The sequence below is a fragment of the Alloalcanivorax venustensis genome (genome assembly GCF_047495515.1).
Taxonomy (GTDB): domain Bacteria; phylum Pseudomonadota; class Gammaproteobacteria; order Pseudomonadales; family Alcanivoracaceae; genus Alloalcanivorax; species Alloalcanivorax venustensis.
On sequence record NZ_CP179934.1, the window covers coordinates 2978076 to 3004347 of the forward strand.

The window sequence follows — 26272 nt, forward strand, 5'->3', positions numbered from 1 at the left end:
TTGCCTCATCGGAACAAAAGGCAGGACCTGATCTCGAGTTAGCCGGTGTTACGCAGGCCGGCGGCGATGCCGGCGATGGTCACCATGAGCGCGCTTTCCAGCACCGGGTCGCTGTCGCGGTCGCGCAGGCGCGCCATCAGTTCGGCCTGCAGCAGGTGCAGCGGGTCGGTGTAGGGGTCGCGCACGCGGATCGACCAGCGCATCACCGGGTTGTTGTCGAGCAGGTCCTCGCGGCCGGTGAGCCGGTGCAGGGCGTCCACGGTGGACGCCAGCCGCTGGCGCAGGACGTCGCCCAGGCGGGTTTGCTCCGGGTCGTCGGTGAGGCGCTCTTCGTACCAGGCGGCGACGCGCGGGTCGGCCTTGGCGAGCACCATTTCCAGCATGTCCACCACCCCTTGGAAGAACGGCCAGCGCTCGGCCATGTCGCGCACGGTAGCGAGATCCTCGGGGTCGTCGAGGGCGGCTTCCAGGGCCGCGCCGGTGCCCAGCCAGGCGGGCAGCATCAGGCGGATCTGGGTCCAGGCGAATACCCAGGGGATGGCGCGCAAGGATTCAATGCCGCCGCCGGTTTTGCGGCGCGCCGGGCGGCTGCCCAGGGCCAGGCGGCTGAGCTCGGTTTCCGGGGTGACGGTGCGCAGGTAGCTGACCAGCGCCGGGTCTTCGCGGACCACCTGGCGGTAGCCGGCCACGGAGACGTCGGTGAGCTTCTGCATTTGCGCGCGCCACTCGGCGTCCGGTTCGCGGGGCGGCACCAGGGTGGCTTCCAGGGTGGCGGCCACGTACTGCTCCAGGTTGTAGACCGCCACCGAGGGGCGGCCGTATTTGAAGCGGATCACTTCGCCCTGTTCGGTGACGCGGATGCGCCCCGCCACCGAGCCCGGCGGCTGCGACAGCAGCGCCATGCGGGTGGGCGAGCCGCCCCGGGAGATGGAGCCGCCGCGGCCGTGGAACAGGGTCAGCGGCACGCCGTGTTTCTGGAAGGTTTTGGTGAGCGCTTCCTGGGCACTGAACTGGGCCCAGGCGGCGCCCAAAAAGCCGGCGTCCTTGGCGGAATCCGAATAACCGATCATCACTTCCTGACCGTCGATGACCCTTTGCTTGTAGAGCGGAATGTCGAGCAGCGCCGCCATGGTGTCGCCGGCGTTGTTCAGGTCGTCCAGGGTTTCAAACAGCGGCACCACCCGCATCGGCCGGCGCACGCCGGCGATCTTCTGCAGCAGCATCACCGCCAGCACGTCGGAGGAGGTCTTGGCCATGGAGATCACGTAGGCGCCCAGCCCTTCCGGGCCCTGCTCGGCGATCACCTGGCAGGTTTCCAGCACTTCGCGGACGTCGCCGTCGCACAGGTCGCTGCGGTAGAAGGCGTCGTCCACCAGCGGCCGGCGGCTTTCCAGCTCGGCGAGCAGGAAGCGTTGTTTCTGGCCCTCGTCCCATTCGCCGTAACCGCCCAGGCCCAGGTAGCGGGTGATGGCGTCCAGGGCGGCGGTGTGGCGGGTGGATTCCTGGCGGATGTCCAGGCACAGCAGCGTGATGCCGAAACAGTTGAGGCGCCGCAGCGTGTCCTTGAGCTCGCCGTCGGCGATCGCGCCCAGGCCCACCGCGCGCAGGGAGCGGTCCAGCAATAACAGTTCGTCGAGCAGTTGGCGGCCTTCGGTGAAGCCTTCGCCCTCGGGCACCGGGCGCCCTTCCACCAGCGCCTCCATGCGCCGGCGGGTGATTTTCAGGCGGTCGCGCACGCCGCGCAGCACCACCCGGTAGGGTTCGTGGCTGGGGCCGGTGCGCGCCAGCAACTCGTCGCTGGCGCGGTGCATGGACAGGTCGGCGAGCAGGTTCTCCACGTCGCGCAGGTAGAGGTCGGCGGCCATCCAGCGGGCCAGCAGCAAAACTTCGCGGGTGACAGTGGCAGTAACGTTGGGGTTGCCGTCGCGGTCGCCGCCCATCCAGGAGGCGAAGCGGATCGGCACCCAGTCCGCGGGCAGGGCGTCGATGCCGGCCTGGCCCAGTTCCGCTTCGATGTCGCGCATCACCCGCGGCACCGCTTTCCACAGCGATTGCTCGATCACCGCGAAGCCCCACTTGGCTTCGTCCACCGGGGTGGGCCGCTCGCGGCGGATTTCGTCGGTGGCCCAGGCGGATAGAATCAGCTCGCGCAGGCGCTGGCGCAGGCCATGGTGCTCTTCGGCGTTGATGTCCGGGCGGTCCAGCTCGGCGAGCAGATCGGCCATCTGGTCGTACTTGCGGATCAGGGTGCGGCGGGTCACCTCGGTGGGGTGGGCGGTGAGCACCAGCTCCACGGACAGCGGCGTCAACGTCTCGCGAATGCGTTGCGGCTCGATGCCCTTCTGCTTCAATTCCGCCAGCACCTGGCGCAGGCCCTGGTCGGTGTCCGGGTCGCCGGGGTAACGCTCGTGGCGCCGGTGCAGGCGCTCGCGGTGATGCTGCTCGGCGATGTTGGCCAGGTTGAGAAACTGGCTGAACGCGCGGGCCACTTCCAACAGGGTATCGTCGTCCAGCGGGTCGAGCAGACCGCGCAGACGGGTCAGTTCCATTTCCCCTTCCGAACGGCTTTCCACCGCCGCCTGGCGGATGGTTTCCACGGTGTCGTACAATCGCTCGCCGGATTGCTCCCGGAGTACCGCGCCCAGCTCTTCGCCCAGCAGGCGTACATTGTCGCGCAGCGGCGCGTGTTGATCCTGTTCCACCGACATCTTGACTCCCGGTATCGTTTTTACAACTTTACACCCGACGGTATCTTTATTCCGTCGGGGAGGTGACGCAACATAGCCCGCATTGCTTTGAGGAACATCGCCACTCATGGAAACTTCTTCGCGTGTGTCCACGGAACAGGGCGTAATCGTACTTCAGTACCTGGCCAGAGCCTTGTTCGCCATCCTGGCGGTGCTCTACTTCAACCATTCGGAAGGTTTCTTCTTCACGGTGCCGACGGCCACGCCCTGGATTCTGGCCGGCAGTTACCTGGCTCTGCAACTGCTGTTTCTGGTGGCGCGCGTGCCGCACGCGACGATACTGGCGTCCGGCCTGGACCTGGTGATTCTCGGCATCGTGATTCTGCTCGACGGTGGCGAGCCGCCGCCGACCATGGCGCTGCTGTTCCTGGCGGTGCTCAGTAACGGCCTGCTGCACGGGCTGAAGCGTTTTCTGGTGATGCTGGCCGCGGCCGAAGTGGTGCTGGCCATCGTCATGCCGATCCGCATCAGCTACAGCCCCGGCGGCGCCGAGACCGCCGCCTCCGCCAGCCTGTTCCTGCTCGCCGCGCTCACCGTGTGCATGCTCTACTTCGGGCTGATGATCTGGCGCAACCAGGTGCTCTCCCGGCAGGCGGTGGAAACCGCCTGGCGCGACCCGCAGACCGGCTTTATCAGCCGCACCGCCCTGACCAGCACCGCCGGCTGGCTGATCCCGCTGCACGACCGGCTGTCCTCGCCGCTGACCCTGGTACTGGTTCACCACCCGGACATCAACGCCCTGGCCGAAACCGTCAGCCAGCGGCTGCGCCGCAGCGACGTGATCGCCCGTTACGACGAGGATCACCTGGCGCTGCTGCTGCCCAGCACCGCCACCGGCGCCGCCGAACGGGTGCTCGCCGACCTGCGCGAACGCCAGCCCGGCCTGCGCGCCGCCGTGATGACCCTGAACAGCGCCAACGCCGCCCTGGAACAGGTGCTCTACCACCTGCAAACCGCCATGCCCCGCACCCGCGACGACCAGGACCACTGGCTCGCCCACGCCTCGCCGCTCGCCTGAGCGGCACGGCGCCAGTCTTTAAGATAGTATTAGCTCCGAATCAACTTAATAAAAATGCCCCTTAGAGATAACCCCCTGTTTTATTTGGCTTTTCTCGACCCACTTTTCACTTAGTAAAAGTCTCTATTGTACTTCCTTCTGCCCTCTGTCATTGAATAGCCAAACAGCACGGCCGTTTGTTGTATTAACGAAACGGTAACGGTTTGATCACGCATCGCCCGCGCGGAGGCGGTATGCTCGGATAAAAGGGTCGGATCCGAGGAAAAGTCATGGTTCGCTGGTTAATCACCTGCGCGGCGCTGCCCGCGCTTCTCTCGCTGGGCACCGCCGCCGGCGCCCAGGAAGCTTCGCCGCGTATTATTGGTGGTGACGACGCGTCGCAAAACGAATGGCCGTGGATGGCGGAGCTCGACATCGCCTTCACCGCCACCAATCAGTTCGGGCTTTGCGGCGGCGTTCTGCTGACGCCGCGCTGGGTGATGACCGCCGCGCACTGTCTGATCGATGACGACGGCAACTTCGTCGATCCTTCCGATATAACCGTGCGTCTAGGCAGCGTCTTTCTTGGTAACGGTACGCCCTATTCTTCCGATGGTTACGGCGTACCTCAGGGTTATCAGCCGTCGATAGCGCCGGCCTTCGATAACGACATCGCCATGATCCGACTGGCCACGCCGGGTCCGGATCAGGCGAACCGGCCGAGCATCGCCGGCGCCGCTCAACTTAACGCCTTGCAGGCCGCCCCGTTCGCGCAGCGCGACGAGGCGCTGACCGCCATCGGCTGGGGCCTGACCTCCCGTAACGGCACCGAGCCCGCCGATCGTTTGCAGGAAGTGGCACTGGATTACATCCAGACCGGCTCGTGCAAGAACGCCTGGGGCAACGGCTTCAACACCGCCACCATGGTGTGCGCCGCCGAGTTAAATCCGGTTCAAGGCCGTGACCAGGACACCTGCTCCGGCGACAGCGGCGGCCCTTTGTTTATCGGTGACGATATCGATCCCTACGTGATCGGCCTGACCAGCTTCGGGCAACCGCAGTGCGCCGGCAATCTGCCTACGGTTTATACCAGCGTGCTGAGCCAGGTGTCTTTCGTGGAGGAGGTTACCACGGAGGCCGGCCAACCCTTGGTGGACCTGGCCTTGGAGTTACCCGAGGGGCTTCGCTACTACGCGGTGCCCGGCGACACCGCCAGCTTCGATCTGATCTTCGCTAATCGCAGCTTGAGTAACACGGTTAATAACAGCCGACTGACCGTGCAGGACGGCAGTTTGAACATCACAGTAGACGGCAGTAACTGTCTGGTCTCCTGTTATCAAGAAGCCAGCCTTCCCGCACAAACGGCCCGCACCTTACCGGTAACGGCGAGCCGATCGTTCAGCTCAGAGCCCAGCATCGAAAGCTTCACCTTTAACACCGACGCCACGGAAGAAGAGTACCGGGCCAAGAACAACCGTCAGGAGATCAGCGTGATCTTTTCCGACGCCGCCGATCTGGCCGTGGACGCGTCGATTCTCAGCAGCGGCATCAATAGTAACGGTGAAGGCACCGCTGAAGTCGCCGTGACGGTACGCAACCTGACCACCATCGCCGGTGCCGTCGCCGGCAATGTTTCGCTGACCGTGAACCCGCCGGTGGGCACCAGCCTGACCAGCAGCTCCCTACCCTGCGACAGCGCCTGCAACCTGGGCGAGTTGGCCCCTGGGCAGTCCGCCGAGGTTACCCTGGCGTTCACCAGCGGCACGCCGCAGAACGGCAATCTGAGTTTGACGGCGGAAACCACCGACGATGAATTCCCTGACGCGAACAACAGCACCGATGTGGCGCTGAGCTATTCCAATATCGCGGCAACTTCTTCCTCCAGCAACGAAGGCGGTGGCGGCGGTGGGGGCGGCGGCGCCCTCGGCGCTCTGCTGGCGTTGATCGCCCTCGCCGGCCTCCGCCGGCGGCACTAGCCTTGTGGGAGCGGGCCTTGCCCGCGAAAGGCAAGCTTTGCTTGCCGGCGGGATTCCAGGGGGTTCTCTAACGGCAGCACAAACAGCGTTTCTGGGATCCTGCCGGGTGGCTGTAAGCCGCCCTTTCGCGGGCGGGGCCCGCTCCCACATTGGCCCGCTCGCACAAGAGCCGCCGGTTTAGTGGTGGAACAGGCGCTCCAGGTAGGCGAACAGGTAGTCGGCGTCGGTGAGCGGGGCGCGGTAACCCAGGTGGCCGTCGGGGCGCATCAGCCATAGCCGGCTGCCGGTGCCGAAGGCCTGCTCGAATTCGCCGTCGTGGTCGCGCCACAGGTGGGCGCGGCCGGCGCCGGTGTCGGAGCGGTCCAGCTCGAAGCCGTCGCGGCTGATCACGGTGACGCGCAGTTCATTGAGGTATTCGTCCGGCAGCCGCGACAGCAGCGCGTGCAGGATCACGCGGGCGCGGTGGTCCGGCTCGCCGCCCAGCTGCAGCAGCAGATGGTGGACGGGCTGGCGCAGCAGCGCCTGCACCCGGCGCGGGGAGCCGTCCCGTTGTGACTGCAGACGGGCGTCGGGCACCCGGTCGCCGGGCAGCGGCCCCTGGTGGCGCCAGCCGAGGTCGGCGTCGGGCCCGGCGTCGACCAGCGGCGAGTGCCGGTAGTGCACGTCCAGCTGACTGGCGCGGCGCACCAGCCGGCGGCCCAGCTGCGGGCGGTTGCCGGCCAGGCGCAGCAACGAGTCGCGGGCGCCGCGTAGCACCTTAGCGCGCACGAACGACGCCCGTGACAAGGCATCCACACCACGCAGCATGTCCTCGGCCACCGGCCGCCGCTCGCGCTGATAGCTATCCAGCAGCGCGCCGCCGCCGTGCCCGCGGCAGAACAGCACCAGCTTCCAGGCCAGGTTGAAGGCGTCGGCGATGCCGGTGTTCATGCCTTGGGCGCCCAGCGGGCTCTGCACGTGGCAGGCGTCGCCGGCGAGCAGAATGCGGTTACGGCGGTAGTGGCTGACCAGCCGCCGCTGGATGGTGAAGCGGCTCAGCCAGCGGGGCTCGCCGGGCAGCGGCGCCTGGTCGCCCAGGGCCTCGCGGATGCGCTCATGGAACAGCGCCATGTCCGGCTCGGCCTCTTCGGTCTCTTCGCCGGGTTCCTCGGTGACCACCAGGCGCCAGCCGTCGTCGGGCATGGGGATGGCGATCAGGTTGCCGTCGGCGAGAAGAAAGCCGTGGAAGGCGTCGTTCTCCAGGTCCGGGGCCCAGTCCACGTCGGCGAGCAGAAAGCGCTCGTGGTAGTCGTTGCCGACGAACGGCAGGCCCAGCAGTTCGCGCACCCGGGAGTGGGCGCCGTCGGTGCCCACCAGCAAGTCCGCCTGCAACTGGCGTTCTTCGCCATGCCGGCCCTGTCCATCGCGCTGTAGCACTCGCGCCTGAACACCGGAGCCGTCCTGCTGAAAGTCGAGCAGCTCGGTGTCCCACCAGAGCTCGCCGCCGAGGCTGCGGAAGCGCTCTTCCAGCACCGCCTCGATGCGCGGCTGGGGGCAGCACAGCAGCCGCGGGAACGGCGACGGCAGCTCGTCCATGGGCAGGCTCAGCAACGGGCCCTTGTCGCGGCCCTTGTCGCCGTACACGTGGATGGCCTCGAACGCACGCGCCTGGCCGCGCACCGCCTCGAGCACGCCCATGGCGTCGAAAATCTCCTGGCTGCGCGCGTGCAGGCCCAGTGCCCGCGACCAGGGCAGCCGGCCGGGCAGTTTGTCGATCACCCGGCACGGCACGCCGCCGCGCAGCAGGTTGATACCCAGGGTCAGGCCGGTGGGGCCGGCGCCGACAATCAATACTTTGGGGGCGTTGGATCCCGTGATCATGGTCGTGGTGCTACCATAGGTGTTTCATCTCCTGTGCCCTGCCAGTGGAGCCGCGAACCGCCGTGAGCCGCAAAATTATCCATGTGGACTGCGACTGTTTCTACGCCGCCGTGGAAGTGCGTGACGACCCGCGTCTGCGTGGCCGGCCGGTGGCGGTGGGCGGCGACCCGCAGCGGCGCGGCGTTATCGCCACTTGCAATTATCCGGCCCGAGAATTCGGCGTGCGCAGCGCCATGGCCTCGTCCCAGGCGCTGCGGCTGTGTCCCGAGCTGGTGATTCTACCGCCTGACTTCGATAAATACCGGCGCGTGTCCGGACAAATTCAGGACATTTTTCGCACCTTCACCAATATTATCGAGCCCTTGTCCCTGGACGAGGCCTTTCTCGACGTCACCGAGAGCCCGCTGCACGCCAACAGCGCCACGCGCATCGCCGAGGCGATCCGCCGCAAGGTGCGCGAGACCGTCAACATCACCGTGTCCGCCGGGGTGGCGCCGAATAAATTCCTGGCCAAGGTGGCCAGCGACTGGCGCAAGCCGGACGGGCTGTTCGTGATCACCCCGGAGGAGGTCGCCGGCTTCGTCGCCGCGCTGCCGGTGAAGCGCATTTCCGGCGTCGGCCGCGTCACCGAGGACAAGCTGACGGCGTTGGGCATCAAGACCTGCGGCGACCTGCAGACCCTGCCCCGGCTGGAGCTGGCCAACCATTTCGGCAGCTTCGGCGAGCGGCTCTACCATCTGGCCCGGGGCGAGGACGACCGGCCGGTGCAGACCAGCCGCCGCCGCAAGTCGGTGAGCGTGGAGAAAACCTACCACGAGGACAAACAGACCCTGACTCACTGGCTGCAGGAACTGGACGATCTTCTGGAGCGGCTGGAACGGCGCGTGGACCGGCTGGACGCCAACTACGTCGTCCAGGGCCTGACCGTGAAGGTGCGCTATAACGACTTCCGCATCGTCAGCGCCGACCAGAGCGGCGAGCGTCTGGATCGGGAGGTGTTTGAACGGTTGCTCACCCAGCTCTGGGAGCGCCACCCTGCGCCGGCCAGACTGCTGGGCATCGGCCTGCGGCTGCGCGACCTGAAATCACCGCGCCAGCCGGACCTGTTCCCCGAGGAACGCGAGCGCGCTCTACGCGACCGGCGGCAATGATTTGTGCGAGCGGGCCCCGCCCGCGAAAGGCAAGCTTTGCTTGCCGGCAGGATTCCAGAGGCTTCTATTAAGCACTTAGAGAGACCTCTGGAATCCTGCCGGCCGGCTTTGCCGGCCTTTCGCGGGCCGGGCCCGCTCCCACCAGGCGGGCGTACAGCGACGCCGGCACCATTTCGGCCATGATCTCGCGGCCGCGCCGGGCCACCGGTTCCATCTGGGAATCCAGGTACTCTTCCAGTACCCGTACACACTCGGCGCAGTGCGCCAGGGACTCGGGGGCCGGGTGCTGGTCCAGTTCACGCACCGCCTGGTCCAATTCATTCAAGTATTTGAGCAGCATGCCGCACTCCAGGATTGGCTCATACTCGCGGGTAGGCTAGGCGCCGGTCGTGACGGTTCGGTGACAGCGTTCACCGAACGCCGACGCGGGCCTGACCTGATGGCTCTATAGTGGCCTACTCCGGCCCGGCGCGCATCGTCACGCGGGCGGCACGGCGATGAAATGATGTAAAAAATTACAACGCCGGGAACGGCCGCAAACCACCGGCCTCAACCCAGGGGCGGGCCCCGGCCGCCGCCGGCGTATCGCCCGCGGCTTGTGGCCCACGGCCGGCCCGTTACGCTTGGCAGCGGGGTCAGGGCTATACTGCGTCCCTCAACGTTCAACTCGCATTCGCTAATGGATTATCAATGACCGCTACGGTATCGACCATCGTCGCCCCCGAGGGCAGCCTGGAAGTTCTCAGCCAACAGGAAGTGGAGCGCCTGCGCGACACCTCCTCCAAGGGCCTGCACGAGCTGCTGCGCCGCTGCGCCCTGGCGGTGCTGAACGCCGGCACCCCCACCGACGACAGCCGCCAGGTGCTGGAGACCTACAAGGATTTCGACATCCAGGTGATCCAGGAAGACCGCGGCATGATGCTCAAGCTGGATAACGCCCCGGCCGGGGCGTTCGTGGACGGGCGCATGATTCGCGGTATCCGCGAGCACCTGTCGGCGGTGCTGCGCGACATCGTCTACGTGGCCAACGAGATCCAGCACGGCGGCCGCTTCGATCTGGACGACAGCACCGGCATTTCCAACGCGGTGTTCCACATTCTGCGCAACGCCGGGGTGCTGCACGCCGGCGAGCTGCCCAATCTGGTGGTGTGCTGGGGCGGGCACTCGATTTCCCGGGAAGAGTACGACTACGCCAAGAGCGTCGGCTACCAGCTGGGGCTGCGCGAACTGGACATCTGCACCGGCTGCGGGCCCGGCGCCATGAAGGGGCCGATGAAAGGCGCCCACGTGGCGCACGCCAAGCAGCGCCGCCGCCAGGGCCGCTACCTGGGGATTTCCGAGCCGGGCATCATCGCCGCCGAAGCGCCCAACCCGATCGTCAACGAGCTGGTGATCATGCCGGACATCGAGAAGCGCCTGGAGGCGTTCCTGCGCGTGGCCCACGGCATCATCGTGTTCCCCGGCGGCGTCGGCACCACCGAGGAAATCCTTTATCTGCTGGGGGTGCTGCTGCATCCGGCCAACCAGGATATTCCGCTGCCGGTGGTGTTCACCGGCCCGGCGGACAGCGCCGACTACTTCCGCCAGGTGGACACCTTCATCCGCTACGCGCTGGGCGAGGACGCCGCCAAGCGCTACCGGATCATCGTCGACGACCCGGAAGCGGTGGCCCTGGCCATGCGTGACGGGGTGCGCGACCTGACCGAGTTCCGCCGCGAGCACGACGACGCCTTCTACTACAACTGGCGTCTTACCGTGCCGGAGGACTTCCAGCGGCCGTTCGAGCCCACCCACGAGGCCATGGCCGCGCTGGCGCTGCGCACCGATCTACCGGTCTACGATCTGGCCGCCAACCTGCGGCGGGCGTTTTCCGGCATCGTCGCCGGCAACGTCAAGGAGGCGGGCATCCGCGCCATCGAGGAACACGGCCCCTACCGGCTTACCGCCGAAAAGGGCCTGATGGCGCAGATGGATGTGCTGCTGCAGTCGTTCGTGGCGCAGAGCCGCATGAAGCTGCCCGGCAGCCACTACGAGCCCTGCTACAGACTGGAAGGTTAACGCGGCTGCATTCGAATACCGCCGTCGAGGCGAATGGTCTCACCGTTCAGGAAGGTGTTCTCCACCATGTGGCAGACCATGGCCGCGTATTCCGGCGGGTTGCCGAGACGCTTGGGGAACTGGGTCATTTCGATCAGCGGCATTTTCACCTTGTCCGGGGCGGCGTTCATCAACGGCGTGTTGAAGATGCCCGGGGCGATGGTGTTGCAGCGGATGCCCAGCGGCGCCAGATCACGGGCGATGGGCAGGGTCATGCCGACCACGCCGCCCTTGGTGGCGGCGTAGGCCACCTGGCCCACCTGGCCGTCGAACGCGGCCACCGACGCGGTGTTGACGATCAGGCCGCGCTCGTTGTCTTCGCCGGGCTCGTTCTCGGCCATCACCGCCGCCGCCAGGCGCGCCACGTTAAAGGTGCCGATCAGGTTGATCTGCACCACCATGTTGAACACGCCCAGGTCGTGGGGCTTGTTCTCGCGGCCCACGGTCTTCATCGCCGAGCCCACGCCGGCGCAGTTCACGCACACGTGGATGGCGCCGAACTTTTCCTTGGTGGCGTCGATGGCCGCCTGCACGGAGGCTTCATCGGTCACGTCGGTCTGCACGAAGGCGGCGTTCTCGCCCAGTTCGGCGGCCACTTCCGGGCCCTTCTTCTCATCACGGTCGAGGATCATCACCTTGCCGCCCTTGGCGATGATCGCTTCGGCGGTGGCCTGACCGAGGCCCGAGGCCCCACCGGTAATCACGGCGACTTTACCTTGGATGTTCATACTGTCTCCTTGTGTAAAACTTGAGTATAACCACGCAAACCCGGGGCTACATTGTTGCTTCCGCTCAGGGAGATACGCATTCTTGTTAATGAAGAGCGAGAGGGAACCCCCTATGAGCCAGCCAGAAACGCAACCACGGCATGCCGGCCTGGCCCGGCGCCTGGCCGACACCCGCGCGTTCAGCGAGACCCTGTGCGAGCCGCTCACCGCCGAGGACATGGGCCTGCAGGCCTGTCCGGAAGTCAGCCCGCCGCGCTGGCACCTGGCCCACACCACCTGGTTTTTCGAGACCTTTATCCTCAAGCCTTTCGCGCCCGGCTACAAACCCTCCGACGAGCGCTTCGAATATCTGTTCAACAGCTATTACAACGGCGTCGGCGAACAGTACCCGCGCCCGCAGCGGCATCTGTTGTCGCGGCCGGGCAACGAGGCGGTGCGCGCCTGGCGGGCCAGCGTGAACGAGGCGATGCAGGCGCTGCTCAACCGCCCGGACGTGGCCGACGAGGTGATAGACCTGGTGGCGCTGGGCATCGAGCACGAGCAGCAGCACCAGGAGCTCCTGGTCACCGACCTCAAGTTCAGCTTCTCGCACAACCCGCTGGCGCCGGTGTACCGGCCCCGCCAGGACAGCGACGCCCAGGCGCCACCGCTGCGCTGGCACGAATACTCCGGCGGCCTCACCGAGATCGGCGCCGACCCCGCCGAGGGCTTCTGCTTCGACAACGAAACACCCCGCCACCGCCAGTGGCTGGAGCCGTTCGCCCTGGCCAGCCGCCCGGCGACCTGCGGCGAATACCTGGCCTTTATCGAGGACGGCGGCTACCGGCGCCCGGAGCTGTGGCTGTCCGACGGCTGGGCCTGGCTCAAGGAACAGGGCGCGCAAGCCCCGCTCTACTGGGATCTGGACGGCGACACGCCGGCCTATTACACCCTGGCCGGCCGGCGGCCGGTGAACCCGCAGGAGACGGTGGCCCACCTGAATTACTACGAAGCCGACGCCTTCGCGCGCTGGAGCGGCAAGCGCCTGCCCACTGAAGCGGAGTGGGAACACGCCGCCGCCGGGCTGCCGGTGGTCTCCGGATCGTCCTCCGGCTTCGTCGACAACCGGCGTTTCCACCCCGGGGTGGCCGGCGCCGACAGCGAGGGCCCGGCGCAGCTGTTCGGCGATGTCTGGGAATGGACCGCCAGCGCCTACCTGCCCTACCCCGGCTTCGCGGCCGCCGCCGGCGCCGTGGGCGAGTACAACGGCAAGTTCATGTGCAACCAGATGGTGCTGCGCGGCGGCTCCTGCGCCAGCGCGCCGGGCCATTTGCGCGCCACCTACCGCAACTTCTTCTACCCTCATCTGCGCTGGCAGTTCAGCGGCGTACGTCTGGCACACAGCATGGAGGCAGGCCGTGCCCCAACCCCAACAATTATTGCCTAACCTGACTTTCCTGGACCTGCGCCCGCCGGTGGCGGACGCGGCCCGGGAGGTGGCCGCGTCACTGTCGGCGGCGCGCCCCACCCTGGACCCGAAGTACTTTTACGATGAGCGCGGCTCGTCGTTGTTCGACGCCATCACCCGCACGCCGGAGTATTACCCCACCCGCACCGAGGCGGCGCTGCTGCGCGAGCACGCCGCCGGCATGGCGGCGCAACTGGGCGACGACCTGGTGATCGCCGAGCCCGGCGCCGGCGGTTGCGAGAAGGTGCGCATTCTGCTCGACCAATGGCGCCCCTACGGCTACATGCCCCTGGAGATTTCCCGGGAGTGCCTGCTCGACGCCAGCCGCGCGCTGGCCGGTGAATACCCCTCGGTGCGTTTCGACGCGGTGTGCGCGGACTACTCCCAGGCGCTGGATTTCCCGGCCGACCTGCCCGGCTACCCCACCGATGTGCCCCGGCTGGTGTTTTTCCCCGGCTCCACCATCGGCAACTTCGAGCCCGCCGCCCGCGCCGACTTCCTGGCCGGCCTGCGCCGTCTGGCCGGCGACGACGGCTACCTGCTGATCGGCGCCGACCTGCAAAAAGACCCGGCCCGGCTGAACGCCGCCTACAACGACAGCGCCGGCCACACCGCCGCCTTCAACCTTAACGCCCTGGAGCATCTCAACGCCCGGCTTGAATGCGGCTTCGACGTCTCCGCCTTCGAGCATCGGGCGTTCTACAACGAAACGCTGGGGCGCATTGAAATGCACCTGGAGTGCAAAAAAGCGCACTCCATACGCATCGACGGCCACACCATCGAATTGGCGCCGGGCAGTCGCATTCACACCGAAAACTCCTATAAATTCACGGTGGAGACCTTCACCCGGGAACTGAGCGACGCCGGCTTCGCGCCGCTGTCCAGCTGGGTGGACGACGAAGGCCTGTTCAGTATTCATCTGGCGAAGGCGGTCTGAGGGCCGCCGGTACGGGGGCACGGCGCCATGTAGCGGGGCCCGCCGTATCCTGTATCCTGTAGTTTGATTCGCGTTGGCCGCTGGCGAACGCCCTGGGGAAGGAAAACACCAATGCTGGAATTGATCAGCGCCGCCCGGCGCCGCAAACGCACGCCCACCTATTCGTTGTTCGATGTGGTGTCCATGGAATTCCGGGTGGGTCTGCTGGACATCGATCTCAACATGCACCTGAACAACGGCAAGTACACCAAGATCATGGACCGTTGCCGGCTGGAGCACGCGGTGGTCACCGGCCTGCTCAACCGCATGATCGAAGCCCGCGCCAGCGCCGTGGTGGCCAACAGTGAAATCGCCTATGTCCGCGAGCTGCGCCCCTACCAGCGCTTCATGGTGCACACCCGCATCCTCGGCTGGGACGACAAGTACACCTATTACGACCAGCGCTTCGACTCGCAGCGCAAGCTGCACACCCACGCCCTGCTGCGCCTGGCGCACATGTACGGCGGCAAAACCATCAGCCCCCAGGCGTTCCAGGAGATGACCGGCCTGAACAAGGTGTCACCGCCGCTGCCCGCCTATGTGCAGGACTGGAAAACCCTGCTGCAGAGCAAGAAGCGGCTCACCGAAACCGACCCGGAGCCGGCCCGCGATATTCCTTGAGGGTTCACACAACCCGCGGCGCTTGCGTTACAATCCCGGCATGTCCAAACCCCGCATCGGCACCCCCTGCATCGGCGTTTGTTCCACCGTCTTCGGCGACACCGTCTGTCGCGGCTGCCGCCGCTTCAGCCACGAAGTGGTGGACTGGAACGCCTACTCCGACGAGCAGAAACGCATCGTCTGGGAGCGTCTCGACGAGCTTCTCGGCCTGGTGGTGAGCAACTACTTCGAAGTGGTCGACGCCGACGCGCTCGCCGGCCAGCTCGACTATCAGAACCTGCGCTACCAGACCCAGCTCTCCCCCACCGGCTGGGTCCCGGAGCTGCTCAAGGCCGCCGGCCGCCAGCGCATCGACTACCGGGTGTTCGGCCTGGAACCGCTGCCCGCCGCCGAGGGCCTGGCGCCGCGTGAACTCTACGACCTGATCAGCAAGGAGTGCCACGCCCTCAATCAGGCCCACTACGACCGCTCCTTCGCGCGCCCGGTGGGCAGCACCGGCGAGCTGGTGATGCAGGCGGCCCGCGAAAAAGGCCTGTTCTAGGGCGCGCAGCGTTCGCAGCGGCCGTGCATTTCCAACGGCTGGGCGCCGACACGGAAGCCTTCGTTTTTCAGGCTGCGCTGCAACTGCCGCCGCAGCGGGCTGTCCATGGGCGCTTCCCGCACCGCGCCGCACTGGTCGCACACCAGAAACAGGGTGCCGGCCTCATGGCCGTGGTCGCAGGCGAGGTGGCCGCAGGCCATGTAACGGTTGGTGGACGCCAGCCGGTGGGCCAGCCCCGCCGCCACCAGGAAATCCAGCGCCCGGTAAATGGTGGGCGGCTTGGCGCCGGGCTGATGACGGCGCTGCAGCGCGTCCAGCAAATCGTAGGCACTGGCCGGGTCGTCCTGCTCCAGCAACAGCGCCATCACCTGACGGCGCTGGGGGGTCAGTTTCAGGCCCTGTTCCAGACAACGGCGTTCAGCGATTTCCAGTTTGGCTTGCGAACCTGGCGCCATGGGGTCTCCCTGCTGCCGCGGCCGACGCTGGCCGCGGCTCCATTATCCCGGTATCAGGACGCTTCCTCCAGGCCCCAGTCCGGGAACGGGTCCGGCAGGGTGCGCCAGTATTCCAGCCCGGCGCGGGTCTCGTCCTCGCTGAGCAGGCAGGCGTCCAGCGCCCGCCGGGTGTGCGCCGGGTCCATGCCCTGGCCGATGAACACCAGCTCCTGGCGCATGTCGCCGAACGGCTCGTGCCATTTTTCGCGAATGAAGGCGCGGGTCTCGGCATCGTCCGGCCAGTTGTGCTCGGGCACCGCCTTCCAGAAAAAACCGGCCACGCCATGGTGGGCGATGCCGCCCGCCTGGCTCCAGGTGCCCGCCAGACGGGGACGGGTGGCCAGCCAGAAATAGCCCTTGGAACGCAGCAGCTTGCCGTTGTCCCAGTCGCGGTTCAGAAAGGCGTGGAAGCGGGCCGGGTGAAACGGCCGGCGTGCGCTGTAAGTGAAGCTGCTGATGCCGTACTCCTCGGTTTCCGGCACATGCTCACCGCGCATTTCCTTGAGCCAGCCCGGCGCCAGGCTGGCGCGCTCGAAATCAAAGCGCCGGGTATTGAGCACCTGGTCCAGCGGCACCCGGCCCTGGCTAATGGGCACGATCACCGCGTCCGGATTCAGCGCGTGCAGCATGCCGATCACATCCTGGCGCTGGATGTCGTCGAGCAGATCCATCTTGCTGACCAGCAGCACGTCGCAGAACTCAACCTGGTCCACCAGCAGGTCCGCCACGTTGCGCTCGTCATCCTCGCCGAGGTGCTCGCCCTTCTCGCGCAGGTCCGCCGCTTCGCGCAGATCGCGGGGAAAGTTGACCCCGTCCACCACGGTCACCAGGGTATCGAGGCGCGCCACCGACGACAGGCTCTCGCCGCTTCACCTCTTCCAGCAGATCCTCGCGCAGCGTGCAGCAAATGCAGCCGTTGCTCATCTCCACCAGCTTTTCCTCGGCACGGTTCAGGCTCACCTGCTGGTTGACCAGGCTGGCGTCGATGTTGATCTCACTCATGTCGTTGACGATCACCGCCACCCGGCGGCCGTCGCGATTATTGAGTATGTGGTTGAGCACCGTGGTCTTGCCGGCGCCCAGAAACCCGGACAGCACCGTGACCGGCAGACGCTTGTCCACTGCGGTGTCCTGCATGATGGTTCTCCCTGATGGCAACTCGTGAATGGCTCATGCGTGAAGTCGTAATGTTATATTATAACATAACTGATATGGCAAGCCGCATTAGCGGGATGCACCGTCCGCGCCGGCAAGGCACTATGGGTGTTTGTTTGCGATCAGCGAGACGACGTTCGATGAGCTTTCAAGGTATGACCATCGTGCTCACCGGTGCCTCCAGCGGCATCGGCGAGGAAGCGGCCAAACAGCTGGCCGCGCGCGGCGCCCGGCTGTGCCTGGTGGCGCGCCGGGAACAGGAACTGGAACGGGTGCAGGACGACATCCACCGCAAAGGCGGCCGGGCCTGGATCTACCCCACCGACCTGACCAACGCGGACAGCATCACCACCAGCCTGGACGCCATCCTGCATGAGCATCCGAGGGTGGACGCCCTGGTCAACAACGCCGCCCACTCGATCCGCCGCCCCATCCTCGAGGCGCTGGACCGCATCCACGACTACGAGCGCACCATGCAGCTCAACTACATCGGCGCGGTGCGCATGACCATGGGGCTGATACCGCGCTTCCTGGAGCAAGGCCGCGGCCAGGTGGTGAACGCCTCCACCCTGTCCGCCCAGGTGCCGATTCCACTGTTCTCCGCCTACCTGGCCAGCAAGGCGGCGCTGGACTCCTACTCCCGCTCGCTCAACGCGGAGCTCGGCCACAAGGGCATCCAGGCCACCATGGTCTACTTCCCCATGGTGCGCACGCCGATGTCCAACCGCACGGAAATCTACAAGCACATGCGCATGATGAGCGTGGAAGACGCCGCCGGCTGGATTATCAAGGCCCTGCGCGACCGCCCCGCCCGCGTCGGCAAACCCCTGGGCACCCTCGGCAGCCTGGTGCTCGCCGCCGCGCCCGGCCCGGCGGTGAGACTCACCCAGCCGTTCTTCCGCCGCATGGACAAGAACCTGAAGGCCAAACTCAAGAAGAAATAGCAGGGCCTTGTGGGAGCGGCCCCCTGTGGGAGCGGGCCCAGCCCGCGAAAGGGTGGCGCAGCCACCCGGCAGGATCCCAGAGACCCATCAATTACCGATAAAGCCGCCGATCCCGCCCGACCCGATCCATCGCCTCATCGGTTTCCCGCCGCATCCGCAGCAACTTACGCCCCTGCGCCAGCGCCCGCTCGCGGGCCTGGCCGGTCATCTCGTAGGCGTGCTTATAACTGCCGGGCGGACGATGGCACTCGAGCTGCGCCTTGGCACGCTCGTAGTCGTCACAGATTGAAGCATACTTGGCGATGCGCGCGTCCAGCGCGCTGTCGGCGGATGCCGAAGCGGACACCATGGCACCGGAAAAAACGGCCAAAGCCGTGAGGACGAACGCCTTCCTGGCTCGTGTTTGCATGTCTCCCTCCTTGGAAACCGGGCGTGAGCCGCCCTTCATATTGTCGGATGGTGCGCCAGGAGGGACTTGAACCCCCACACCTTGCGGCATCAGGACCTAAACCTGACGTGTCTACCAATTCCACCACTGGCGCAGGCCGCGAAGTATAGCAGCGACCGGTCGGGTTAGCGAAGCGTAACCCGACCCTCGGCGTTACTGCTCCAGCCGGTCCAGCCGGTTGTTGACCTGGATGCGGTACTGGTCGAACGCCTTGATGGCGGCGTCGATGTCGTCCAGCCGTTGCTTGAGCTGATCGGCGCCGCCCGCGCTGTTGCGCAGTTCGGCGATGGCGTCCTTCTGGCTCTGGTTCTGCTGCTCGAGCTGCTTGACGGTATCCACCACCACATCCACCTGGGTTTCCAGCTGGTTGATCTGGGTGCGCCACTGCGAGCTGCTTTCGTTGACGGCTTTGACGGCGCTGTCTATCTGCGTTTTCAGCTCGCCGATCTGGCTCTGGGTGTCCTTGATGCTCTGGTCGTAGCCGCTGACGGTTTTCTTCAGGCCGGCCAGGGCGCTGTCGTTGCTCTTGAGGCTGTCGCGCAGGCTCTGCACGGTTTTCTGGTTTTCCTGGATCCACTCTTTGTTGCGCTTGTTGCTGACGTCCCAGAGTTTGCGGATCTCATCTTCGTTTTTGTCGATGGCCTTGTTCTGGTTGTCCAGGGTCTCGCGCAGTTTGCCGGCGGACTGGTCCAGGGACTCGTCGGTGGCCGACAGGCGTGCCTGCAGGTTCTCGAGCTGCTCGGAGGACATGCCCATGCGGGTTTCCATCTGGCCCTGCAGCGCGGTGATCTCCCGGTAGAAGTAAGCACACGCTACCGCCAGTGCCACCGCCAACAGCAAGGTCAGAAAGATCCAGCCGCCGTTGCCGCCGCCGCTGCGCGGGGGCGCCTGGCGCGGTGGCGGGGTGCGGCCGCCGCCCTTGCCCCGGTCGCCGCCGTTGCCGCCCTGGGGCGGCGGGGCGCTGGCTTTCCGCCGGCGCGGCTCGTCCACGGGTACGTCGTCGATATCACCCAGTTTGACGTCTCGCTCTCGAGTCATGGGGAAACCCTGTCCTGTCCGATGTGGGAAAACACCTATCTTACCCGCCCGCCGTCATCGGCGCACAGCGGTGTGGCTTGGTGTGCGGGGAAACAGAGAAAGTTCCGGGAGGAAGGCGGTTTGCGGGGGGGTAGTAAAAGGGCTTGTGGGAGCGAAATTTGTGGGAGCGGGCCTTGCCCGCGAAAGGGAGCGAAGCTCCCGGCAGGATTCCAGAGGCATGCCTAACGGCAGCACAAACAACGTCTCTGGTATCCTGCCGGCCGGCTTTGCCGGCCTTTCGCTTGCAGGCAAGCTCCCACAATCGCGTCCTACAAGAGCTTCACTTACGCGAAGTTCTTGGCGGCGAAGTCCCAGTTGATCAGGTTCCAGATGGATTCCAGATACTTGGGACGGGCATTGCGGTAGTCGATGTAGTAGGCGTGCTCCCACACGTCCACGGTGAACAGCGGCGTCTGGCCGTTGCCGTGGGCGATCGGGGTGTCGGCGTCGTCGGTGTTGACGATGTCCACGCCACCGTCGGAGGTTTTCACCAGCCAGGTCCAGCCGGAGCCGAAGTTGCCGGCCGCCTTGGCGTTGAACTCTTCCTTGAACTTATCGAAAGAGCCGAACTTCTTGGTGATCGCTTCACCCAGTGCACCGGACGGCTCGCCGCCGCCGTTGGGGCTCAGGCTGTTCCAGTAGAAGGTGTGGTTCCAGACCTGCGCGGCCTGGTTGAACAGACCACCCTTGGCGCTCTGGATGATCTCTTCCAGGGATTTGCCTTCGTCGTCGGTCCCTTTGATCAGATCGTTGAGCTTGGTGACGTACGCGTTGTGGTGCTTACCGTGATGATACTCGAGCGTCTCTTTGGAGATGTGCGGTTCAAGAGCGTCTTTCTCGAAAGGAAGCGGCGGAAGTTCAAAAGCCATAGTCAATTCCCCTGACTGTTGTCGAATTGCTATTCGGACGAAAAAATTACCGGAGCATCATAACAAGCAGCCTTTCGGTGAACCACCGAGCAAACGCCTTTTGCCCTTGCCGACCGCTTGTTGAGAATGATTACTTTTTCGGAAAGTCCGAGTCCGTTGCACTCTCCCACTTGGGGACGACCCGGGTGATCTCAAGTACACTACGCCCGTTTTTTTACAACTGTAGGAGCGGGCCTTGCCCGCGAAAGGGAGCGAAGCTCCCGGCAGGATTCCAGAGACCTCTGAAAGCGGAGCATCAGCATGTCCGAAAACAATATCGTTATCCTCAACGGTGCGCGCACCGCCATGGGCAGTTTCCAGGGTTCGCTGGCGCCGATGAGCGCGCCGCAACTGGGCGGCGCCTGTATCCGCGAAGCGGTGGCCCGCGCCGGCCTGCAGGCGGCCGATGTGGAAGACGTGGTGATGGGCTGCGTGCTGCCCGCCGGCCTCAAGCAGGGCCCGGCCCGCCAGGCCATGCGTCTGGCCGGCCTGCCGGACGGCACCGGCGCCACCACCATCAACAAGCTGTGCGGCTCGGGCATGCGCGCCACCATGTTCTGCCACGACATGATCAAGGCCGGCAGCCACGACATCGTGGTCAGCGGCGGCATGGAATCCATGAGCAACGCGCCCTATATCCTCGACAAGGCGCGCGGCGGCTACCGCATGGGCCACGGCCAGGTGGCGGATCACATGTTCCTGGACGGCCTGGAAGACGCGGAAACCGGCCGCCTGATGGGCGCCTTCGCCCAGGACGTGGCGGACCAGCGCGGCATCAGCCGCGAGCAGATGGATAACTTCGCCATCGAATCCCTCAAGCGCGCCCAGGCCGCCATCGACAACGGCTGGTTCGCCGACGAGATCGTGCCGGTGACGGTGAAAACCCGCAAAGGCGAGACCGTGGTGGACACCGACGAGCAGCCCGGCAACGCCAATATCGACAAGATCCCCGGCCTCAAGCCGGCGTTCAAGAAGGACGGCACGGTCACCGCCGCCAACGCCAGCTCGATCTCCGACGGCGCCTCGGCGCTGGTGCTGGCCCGCGAAAGCGTGGCGCAGCAGCGCGGCCTGCAGCCGCTGGCGCGGATTCTCGGCCACGCCACCAACAGCCGCCACCCCAGCGAGTTCACCGTGGCCCCGATCGGCGCCACCGAGAAGCTGCTCAAGAAAGTGGGCTGGAGCGTGGACGACGTGGATCTGTTCGAGATCAACGAAGCCTTCGCCATGGTGGCGATGATGCCGATGCTGGACCTGGGCATCCCCCACGAGAAGCTCAACATCCACGGCGGCGCCTGCGCCCTGGGCCACCCGATCGGTTCCACCGGCTCGCGCATCATCCTGACGCTGATCCACGCGCTCAAGCGCACCGGCGGCAAGCGCGGCGTGGCCAGCCTGTGCATCGGCGGCGGCGAAGCCACCGCGGTGGCGGTGGAGCTGATCTGACCGCGGTACAAACAGGGTCTCTGGAATCCCGCCGGCCGGCTTTGCCGGCCTTTCGCGGGCAGGGCCCGCTCCCACAAGGTATTGGCGCCGGTAATATCCCGTTGCAACATCAACCCTTCTGACGCATACGCAAAGAAGCCTTAGGCGCCTAGAATTGACCGCTCAGTCACATTCTGGGGAGTCCTATGCCCGCCCTGCCCGTCATCACCGCCGTCGGCGGCATTAACGCCGCCGGCCGCACTTCCATGCACCACGGTTTTCACCGTCTGGTGTTCGATGCTCTGGATGACGCCGGCCGACGGCGAACCCTGGATGCCCTGGGCGCCCTTAACGGGGTGCACAGCGAAACCGCGCTGCTCAACGGCACGTTGATCCGCGGCCTGCCGGAGAGCCAGCGCCTGAACATGGCGGTGAACGGTCACAGCGACAGCCCGCTGACGCTGGAAATGCGCAATATGGACCTGCCCGACCCGCTGCCCACCGGCTGGCGGGTGGAGCCGATCAACCGCCAGCGCAGCCGCGTCACCCTGCCCGCCGGCGCCGATCTGCGCGTGCCCACCGACGTCACCCGCCGGGTGAGCGCCGCCGGCCAACTGCCCGACGGCTTCGACCCGGGCGCCCTGTACGCCTCGCGCAACCACCCGCGCGCCCTGCAGATGGCGGTCTACGGCGTCAGCGATGCGTTCGGCATGCTCGGCATTCCCTGGGACAGCCTGCGCGGGCGGCTGGCCCCGGATGAGGTGGCGGTGTACGCCTCCAACGCCATGGCCCAGCTCGACGACAACGGCCTGGGCGGCATGATGCGCGCCCCGGCCCTGGGCCACCGCACCACCTCCAAGCAGTGCCCGCTGGGCCTGGGCGAAATGACCGCCGACTTCATCAACGCCTATGTGCTGCGCAGCGCCGGCTCCACCGGCGGCATGCTGGGCGCCTGCGCCACCTTCCTCTACAACCTGGAGCGCGGCGTGCACGCCATTCGCCAGGGCCGCGCGCGGCTGGTGGTGGTGGGCACCAGCGAAGCGCCGCTGGTGCCGGAAGTGATGGAGGGCTACCGCGCCATGGGCGCGCTCGCCGAAGACGAGGCCCTGGCCGCCCTGGACGGCGCCGCCAGCGCCGACCTGCGCCGCGCCTGCCGGCCGTTCGGCGACAACTGCGGCTTCACCATGGCGGAGTCCGCCCAGTTCGCGGTGCTGATGGACGACGCCCTGGCGCTGGAACTGGGCGCGGACATCCTCGGCGCGGTGCCGGACGTGTTCGTGCACGCGGACGGCGCCAAGAAGTCAATCTCCTCCCCCGGCATCGGCAACTACCTGACCCTGGCGCGCAGCGCCAACCTGGTGCGCCAGCTGCTTGGCGAGGACGCCCTGCGCGCGCGCAGCTATGTGCACGCCCACGGCACCGGCACGCCGCAGAACCGGGTCACCGAATCCCATGTGCTCAACCAGGTGGCCGAGGCCTTCGGCATCCGCGACTGGCCGGTGGCGGCGATCAAGGCCTATGTGGGCCACTCCCTGGGCAGCGCCGGCGGCGACCAGCTGGCGGCGGCCCTGGGCACCTTCGCCGACGGCGTGCTGCCGGGCATCGCCACGGTGGAGCGCTTCGCCGACGACCTGCACGCCGACCGGCTGTCCCTGAAACAGGCACACCGTGAGCTGCGCCCGGACGCCGCCCTGCTCAACTCCAAGGGCTTCGGCGGCAATAACGCCACCGCCGTGGTGCTCTCCCCCAACGCCACCACCGACCTGCTGGCGCGCCGCCACGGCGCCGCCGCGCTGGACGGCTGGCGGGACAAGGTCGGCGCCACCCGCGCCGCCGCCGGCGAGTACGACCGCCGCGCCCTGGCCGGCCAGGCGCTGCCGGAGTACCACTTCAACGACGGCGTGCTGCACGGCGACGACGTGGCGATCAACGACCGGGAGATTCGGCTGCCGGGTTGGGACCAGCCGCTGACTTTCGGGCATGACAGTGGCTTCGACGATTACCGGTAGGTCGGATTAGAGATCTCTCTGGGATCCTGCGGGGCAACCGTTGCCGGGCGCTTCGCGCCCTTTCGCGGGCTGGGCCCGCTCCCACAGGGCCCGCTCGCACAGTGCCTATGCCCACCTTGTGGGAGCGGGCCCCGCCCGCGAAAGGCAAGCGCAGCTTGCCGGCGGGATGCCAGAAACGTATTTTCGGTGTACTCAAAAAGGCCTCTTAACCACAAAAGCACCGACAATCCATGCCTTCTTCCCGCAAACGCCCTGTTCTTCTGCTGATTCTGGTGCTGGCTGGCGCCTGGCTGCTCACCGCCCTTTACCATGTGTTCAAGCCGCTGCCCGAGGGTGTCGGCGAGGCCTGGCCGACGCGGCCGGCGGAGGACGTGGCGGTATTGATCGACGACACCTGGGTGGAACAGGCGGCGGCGGATAGCCAGGGCGAACCCCGGCGCCATTTCGATCAGGCGATCTTCGAAGAATTCTTCCGCCTGATCGGCCAGGCGGAGACGCTGGCGGTGGTGGACATGTTCCTGTTCAACGACATGGCCGGCGCCACCACCGACACCCTGCGCCCGCTCAGCGAACAACTCACCGACGCTCTGATCGAGCGCAAACAGCAGCGCCCGGACCTGCGCGCGGTGCTGATCACCGACCGCTTCAACACGCTCTACGGCGGCGTCCGCGCGCCCCATCTGGAGCGCTTGGAAGCGGCCGGGGTGCGGGTGGTGTTCACGGATCTGCCGCGCCTGCGCGATTCCAACCCGAGCTGGTCGGCGCTGTGGCGGCTGTGCTGCCAATGGGCCGGCAACAGCACCGAAGGCGGCTGGCTGCCCAACCCCACCGGCGACGGCAAGGTCACCCTGCGCACCTACCTGACGCTGATCAACTTCAAGGCCAACCACCGTAAAACCCTGGTGGTGGACGAAGGCGACACCTGGACCGGGCTGGTCACCTCCGCCAACGCCCACGACGCCAGTAGTGCCCACTCCAATATCGCGGTGCGTTTCAGCGGCCCGGCGGCGCTCGATCTGCTGCAATCGGAACGGGCGGCGGCGGCGTTCTCCGGCGCCGACGACCTGGACGACTGGCCGCTGGCCCGCGCTGGCACGGCGACGCCGCAACAGGACGGCGCCACGCTGTCGGTGCTCAGCGAAGCGGCGATCCGCGACGCCCTGCTGAGCGCCATTGAGGAGGCCCGCGCCGGCGAGCGTCTGGATGTGGGCGTGTTCTATCTCTCCCACCGGCCATTGATCGAGGCGCTGGCCGCCGCCCGCGAGCGCGGCGTGCGGGTGCGCCTGCTGCTGGACCCCAACAAGGACGCCTTCGGCCGCGAAAAGAACGGCGTGCCCAATCGGCAGGTCGCCTGGGAGCTGCACGACGCCGGGGTCGAGGTGCGCTGGTGCGCCACCCATGGCGAGCAGTGCCACACCAAAATGCTGCTGCGCTATGGGGACGACGGCGCGGCACGGCCGGCGGTGTTGATCGCCGGGTCCGCCAACTTCACCCGCCGCAACCTGGACAACCTGAACCTGGAAACCAGCGTCCAGCTCACCGCCGCCGCCGACCACCCGGCCATGACAACGGCCCGTGACGCCTTCCAGCGCCGCTGGAGCAACCCGGACGGCAAGCTGTTCAGCGAACCCTACGAAGCGTATTCCGACGACTCAAGACTGCGCTACGCCCTCTACCGTTTTATGGAATTCACCGGCTGGTCGACCTTCTAACCACACCGCCTTGTGGGGCCGGGCCTTTGTGGGAGCGGGCCTTGCCCGCGAAAGGCAAGCTCTGCTTGCCGGCGGGATACCAGAGACCCTATTACTGCTCTGTTTCCAGAGGTCTCTGGGATCCTGCCGGGCGCTTCGCGCCCTTTCGCGGGCCCGGCCCGCTCGCACAGCGGCCTTCGTCGCTCATCATGCGGCGGATGTGCAGGTCCAGTTGCCGGTACTCGGGGTGTTCGAGCATGGCTTCCCGGTCGCCGCCCAGCGACGCCTTGAAGCCGGGGCGGATGGTCTCGCGCAGCCGGCCCGGGTGGCTGGACAGGAAGAACACCACGTCGCCCAGGTAGAGCGCCTCCTCGATGTCGTGGGACACCAGCAGCACCGTGGTGCGCTCCTTGCGCACGATCTCCAGCAGCAGTGACTGCATCTGCCAGCGGGTCTCCGGGTCCAGCGCCCCGAACGGCTCGTCCATCAGCAGCAGGGCCGGGTGGTTGGCCAGGGTGCGGGCGATCGCCACCCGCTGGCGCATGCCGCCGGACAGTTCGTGCGGGTAGGCATCGGCCACGTCGCCCAGGCGCACCGCGTCGATGAAGTAGTCCACCGCCCCTTCCCGCAGGCTGCTGCTGTCGCCGGTGATGCGCAGCCCGTAGGCCACGTTCTGGCGCACCGTCAGCCAGGGAAAGGAGGTGTAGCTCTGGAACACCATGCCCCGGTCGCGGCCGGGGCCGGTGATCGCCTGGCCGTTGAGGGCCAGGGCGCCGGTGGTGGGCTCTTCCAGGCCCGCCACCATGCGCAGCAGCGTGGATTTGCCGCAGCCGGAGGGGCCCAGCAGCACCCCCACCTGGCCGGGGGCGAGCTGCAGCGAGACATCCTCCAGGGCGGTGCGCGCATGGCGCGTGCCGGCCCGGAAGGTCTTGCCCACGCGGCTCAGGGTCAGCCCGTTGTGGTTCGGATCCATAAGGCGTTCT

21 protein-coding genes, 1 tRNA gene and 1 pseudogene are annotated in these 26272 nt (G+C 66.6%); 12 read left to right on the forward strand and 11 right to left on the reverse strand.

Features of this window, described 5'->3' with window-relative positions; translation table 11 throughout:
• Nucleotides 1-38: 38 nt before the first annotated feature.
• Nucleotides 39-2708, reverse strand: a complete 2670-nt coding sequence (gene ppc / locus ACMG4O_RS13970) for a phosphoenolpyruvate carboxylase (RefSeq protein WP_414433994.1) — start codon at nt 2706-2708, stop codon at nt 39-41.
• 106 nt (nt 2709-2814) lie between these two features.
• Here ppc and ACMG4O_RS13975 point away from each other — a divergent pair, with 106 nt between their 5' ends.
• Nucleotides 2815-3765, forward strand: a complete 951-nt coding sequence (locus ACMG4O_RS13975; protein ID WP_194856651.1) for a GGDEF domain-containing protein — start codon at nt 2815-2817, stop codon at nt 3763-3765.
• Nucleotides 3766-4034: 269 nt separating this feature from the next.
• Nucleotides 4035-5720: a trypsin-like serine protease gene (locus tag ACMG4O_RS13980; protein ID WP_414433995.1), complete on the forward strand. Its 1686-nt coding sequence runs from the start codon at nt 4035-4037 to the stop codon at nt 5718-5720.
• Between the two features lie 177 nt (nt 5721-5897).
• Here the strand turns inward: ACMG4O_RS13980 and ACMG4O_RS13985 are convergent, their stop codons facing one another.
• Entirely contained in the window at nt 5898-7580 is a 1683-nt protein-coding gene (locus ACMG4O_RS13985; protein ID WP_414433996.1) for an FAD-dependent monooxygenase, read from the reverse strand.
• A 62-nt stretch (nt 7581-7642) separates the two neighbouring features.
• Between ACMG4O_RS13985 and dinB the strand changes: the two genes are divergently transcribed.
• A complete protein-coding gene (gene dinB, locus ACMG4O_RS13990; protein WP_414433997.1) occupies nt 7643-8731 on the forward strand; it encodes a DNA polymerase IV in 1089 nt (362 codons plus the stop codon).
• A gap of 67 nt (nt 8732-8798) precedes the next feature.
• On the opposite strand, the gene ACMG4O_RS13995 is transcribed toward dinB, so the two are convergent.
• A complete protein-coding gene (locus tag ACMG4O_RS13995; protein WP_185956878.1) occupies nt 8799-9071 on the reverse strand; it encodes a hypothetical protein in 273 nt (90 codons plus the stop codon).
• A gap of 350 nt (nt 9072-9421) precedes the next feature.
• Between ACMG4O_RS13995 and ppnN the strand changes: the two genes are divergently transcribed.
• Nucleotides 9422-10789, forward strand: coding sequence for a nucleotide 5'-monophosphate nucleosidase PpnN (gene ppnN / locus ACMG4O_RS14000; protein WP_142948162.1), 1368 nt, complete (start codon nt 9422-9424; stop codon nt 10787-10789).
• On the opposite strand, the gene ACMG4O_RS14005 is transcribed toward ppnN, so the two are convergent.
• Nucleotides 10786-11556, reverse strand: coding sequence for a 3-hydroxyacyl-CoA dehydrogenase (locus ACMG4O_RS14005; RefSeq protein ID WP_067606119.1), 771 nt, complete (start codon nt 11554-11556; stop codon nt 10786-10788). The genes ppnN and ACMG4O_RS14005 overlap by 4 nt on opposite strands.
• A 112-nt stretch (nt 11557-11668) precedes the next feature.
• On the opposite strand from ACMG4O_RS14005, the gene egtB reads away from it, so the two are divergent.
• From egtB to ACMG4O_RS14025, 4 genes are all read left to right on the forward strand, one after another.
• Entirely contained in the window at nt 11669-12982 is a 1314-nt protein-coding gene (gene egtB, locus ACMG4O_RS14010; protein ID WP_414433998.1) for an ergothioneine biosynthesis protein EgtB, read from the forward strand.
• Nucleotides 12954-13940 carry an L-histidine N(alpha)-methyltransferase gene (egtD, locus tag ACMG4O_RS14015; protein ID WP_414433999.1) on the forward strand — a complete coding sequence of 329 codons (987 nt, stop codon included), beginning with the start codon at nt 12954-12956 and terminating at the stop codon, nt 13938-13940. Before egtB ends, egtD begins: the two co-directional genes overlap by 29 nt.
• A 111-nt stretch (nt 13941-14051) precedes the next feature.
• Nucleotides 14052-14600 (forward strand): acyl-CoA thioesterase, encoded by a 549-nt coding sequence (locus ACMG4O_RS14020; protein ID WP_142948159.1) that lies wholly within the window; start codon nt 14052-14054, stop codon nt 14598-14600.
• Between the two features lie 40 nt (nt 14601-14640).
• Nucleotides 14641-15141, forward strand: coding sequence for a DUF1289 domain-containing protein (locus tag ACMG4O_RS14025; RefSeq protein WP_335629142.1), 501 nt, complete (start codon nt 14641-14643; stop codon nt 15139-15141).
• Here ACMG4O_RS14025 and ACMG4O_RS14030 read toward each other — a convergent pair.
• Both ACMG4O_RS14030 and ACMG4O_RS14035 read right to left on the reverse strand, forming a co-directional pair.
• Nucleotides 15138-15596, reverse strand: a complete 459-nt coding sequence (locus tag ACMG4O_RS14030) for a Fur family transcriptional regulator (RefSeq protein WP_142948157.1) — start codon at nt 15594-15596, stop codon at nt 15138-15140. The two genes, ACMG4O_RS14025 and ACMG4O_RS14030, sit on opposite strands and share 4 nt — an antisense overlap.
• A gap of 53 nt (nt 15597-15649) precedes the next feature.
• Nucleotides 15650-16772, reverse strand: a pseudogene (locus ACMG4O_RS14035) (GTP-binding protein).
• Between the two features lie 158 nt (nt 16773-16930).
• Here ACMG4O_RS14035 and ACMG4O_RS14040 point away from each other — a divergent pair.
• The gene (locus ACMG4O_RS14040; RefSeq protein ID WP_335629137.1) at nt 16931-17734 is read left to right on the forward strand and encodes an SDR family NAD(P)-dependent oxidoreductase; all 804 of its coding nucleotides are present in this window, start codon (nt 16931-16933) and stop codon (nt 17732-17734) included.
• 91 nt (nt 17735-17825) lie between these two features.
• Here ACMG4O_RS14040 and ACMG4O_RS14045 read toward each other — a convergent pair whose 3' ends face one another.
• From ACMG4O_RS14045 to ACMG4O_RS14060, 4 genes are all read right to left on the reverse strand, one after another.
• On the reverse strand, nt 17826-18143 hold the full coding sequence (locus ACMG4O_RS14045) for a hypothetical protein (RefSeq protein WP_414434000.1): 318 nt from the start codon (nt 18141-18143) through the stop codon (nt 17826-17828).
• Nucleotides 18144-18191: 48 nt separating this feature from the next.
• A tRNA-Leu gene (locus ACMG4O_RS14050) sits at nt 18192-18276 on the reverse strand.
• Nucleotides 18277-18335: 59 nt separating this feature from the next.
• On the reverse strand, nt 18336-19220 hold the full coding sequence (locus tag ACMG4O_RS14055) for a hypothetical protein (RefSeq protein ID WP_335629135.1): 885 nt from the start codon (nt 19218-19220) through the stop codon (nt 18336-18338).
• A gap of 323 nt (nt 19221-19543) precedes the next feature.
• Nucleotides 19544-20128 carry a superoxide dismutase gene (locus ACMG4O_RS14060; protein WP_067606139.1) on the reverse strand — a complete coding sequence of 195 codons (585 nt, stop codon included), beginning with the start codon at nt 20126-20128 and terminating at the stop codon, nt 19544-19546.
• Nucleotides 20129-20428: 300 nt separating this feature from the next.
• Here ACMG4O_RS14060 and ACMG4O_RS14065 point away from each other — a divergent pair, with 300 nt between their 5' ends.
• The 3 genes from ACMG4O_RS14065 to ACMG4O_RS14075 all read left to right on the forward strand — a co-directional run bounded on the left by ACMG4O_RS14065 (nt 20429) and on the right by ACMG4O_RS14075 (nt 25310).
• Nucleotides 20429-21610: an acetyl-CoA C-acyltransferase gene (locus tag ACMG4O_RS14065; RefSeq protein WP_414434001.1), complete on the forward strand. Its 1182-nt coding sequence runs from the start codon at nt 20429-20431 to the stop codon at nt 21608-21610.
• A gap of 185 nt (nt 21611-21795) precedes the next feature.
• Complete coding sequence (locus ACMG4O_RS14070; RefSeq protein WP_414434002.1) at nt 21796-23598, forward strand: beta-ketoacyl synthase; 1803 nt, start codon at nt 21796-21798, stop codon at nt 23596-23598.
• A 230-nt stretch (nt 23599-23828) separates the two neighbouring features.
• Nucleotides 23829-25310 carry a phospholipase D family protein gene (locus ACMG4O_RS14075; protein ID WP_414434003.1) on the forward strand — a complete coding sequence of 494 codons (1482 nt, stop codon included), beginning with the start codon at nt 23829-23831 and terminating at the stop codon, nt 25308-25310.
• A gap of 91 nt (nt 25311-25401) precedes the next feature.
• On the opposite strand, the gene ACMG4O_RS14080 is transcribed toward ACMG4O_RS14075, so the two are convergent.
• Nucleotides 25402-26262 (reverse strand): ABC transporter ATP-binding protein, encoded by an 861-nt coding sequence (locus ACMG4O_RS14080; protein WP_414434004.1) that lies wholly within the window; start codon nt 26260-26262, stop codon nt 25402-25404.
• Between the last annotated feature and the right edge of the window lie 10 nt (nt 26263-26272).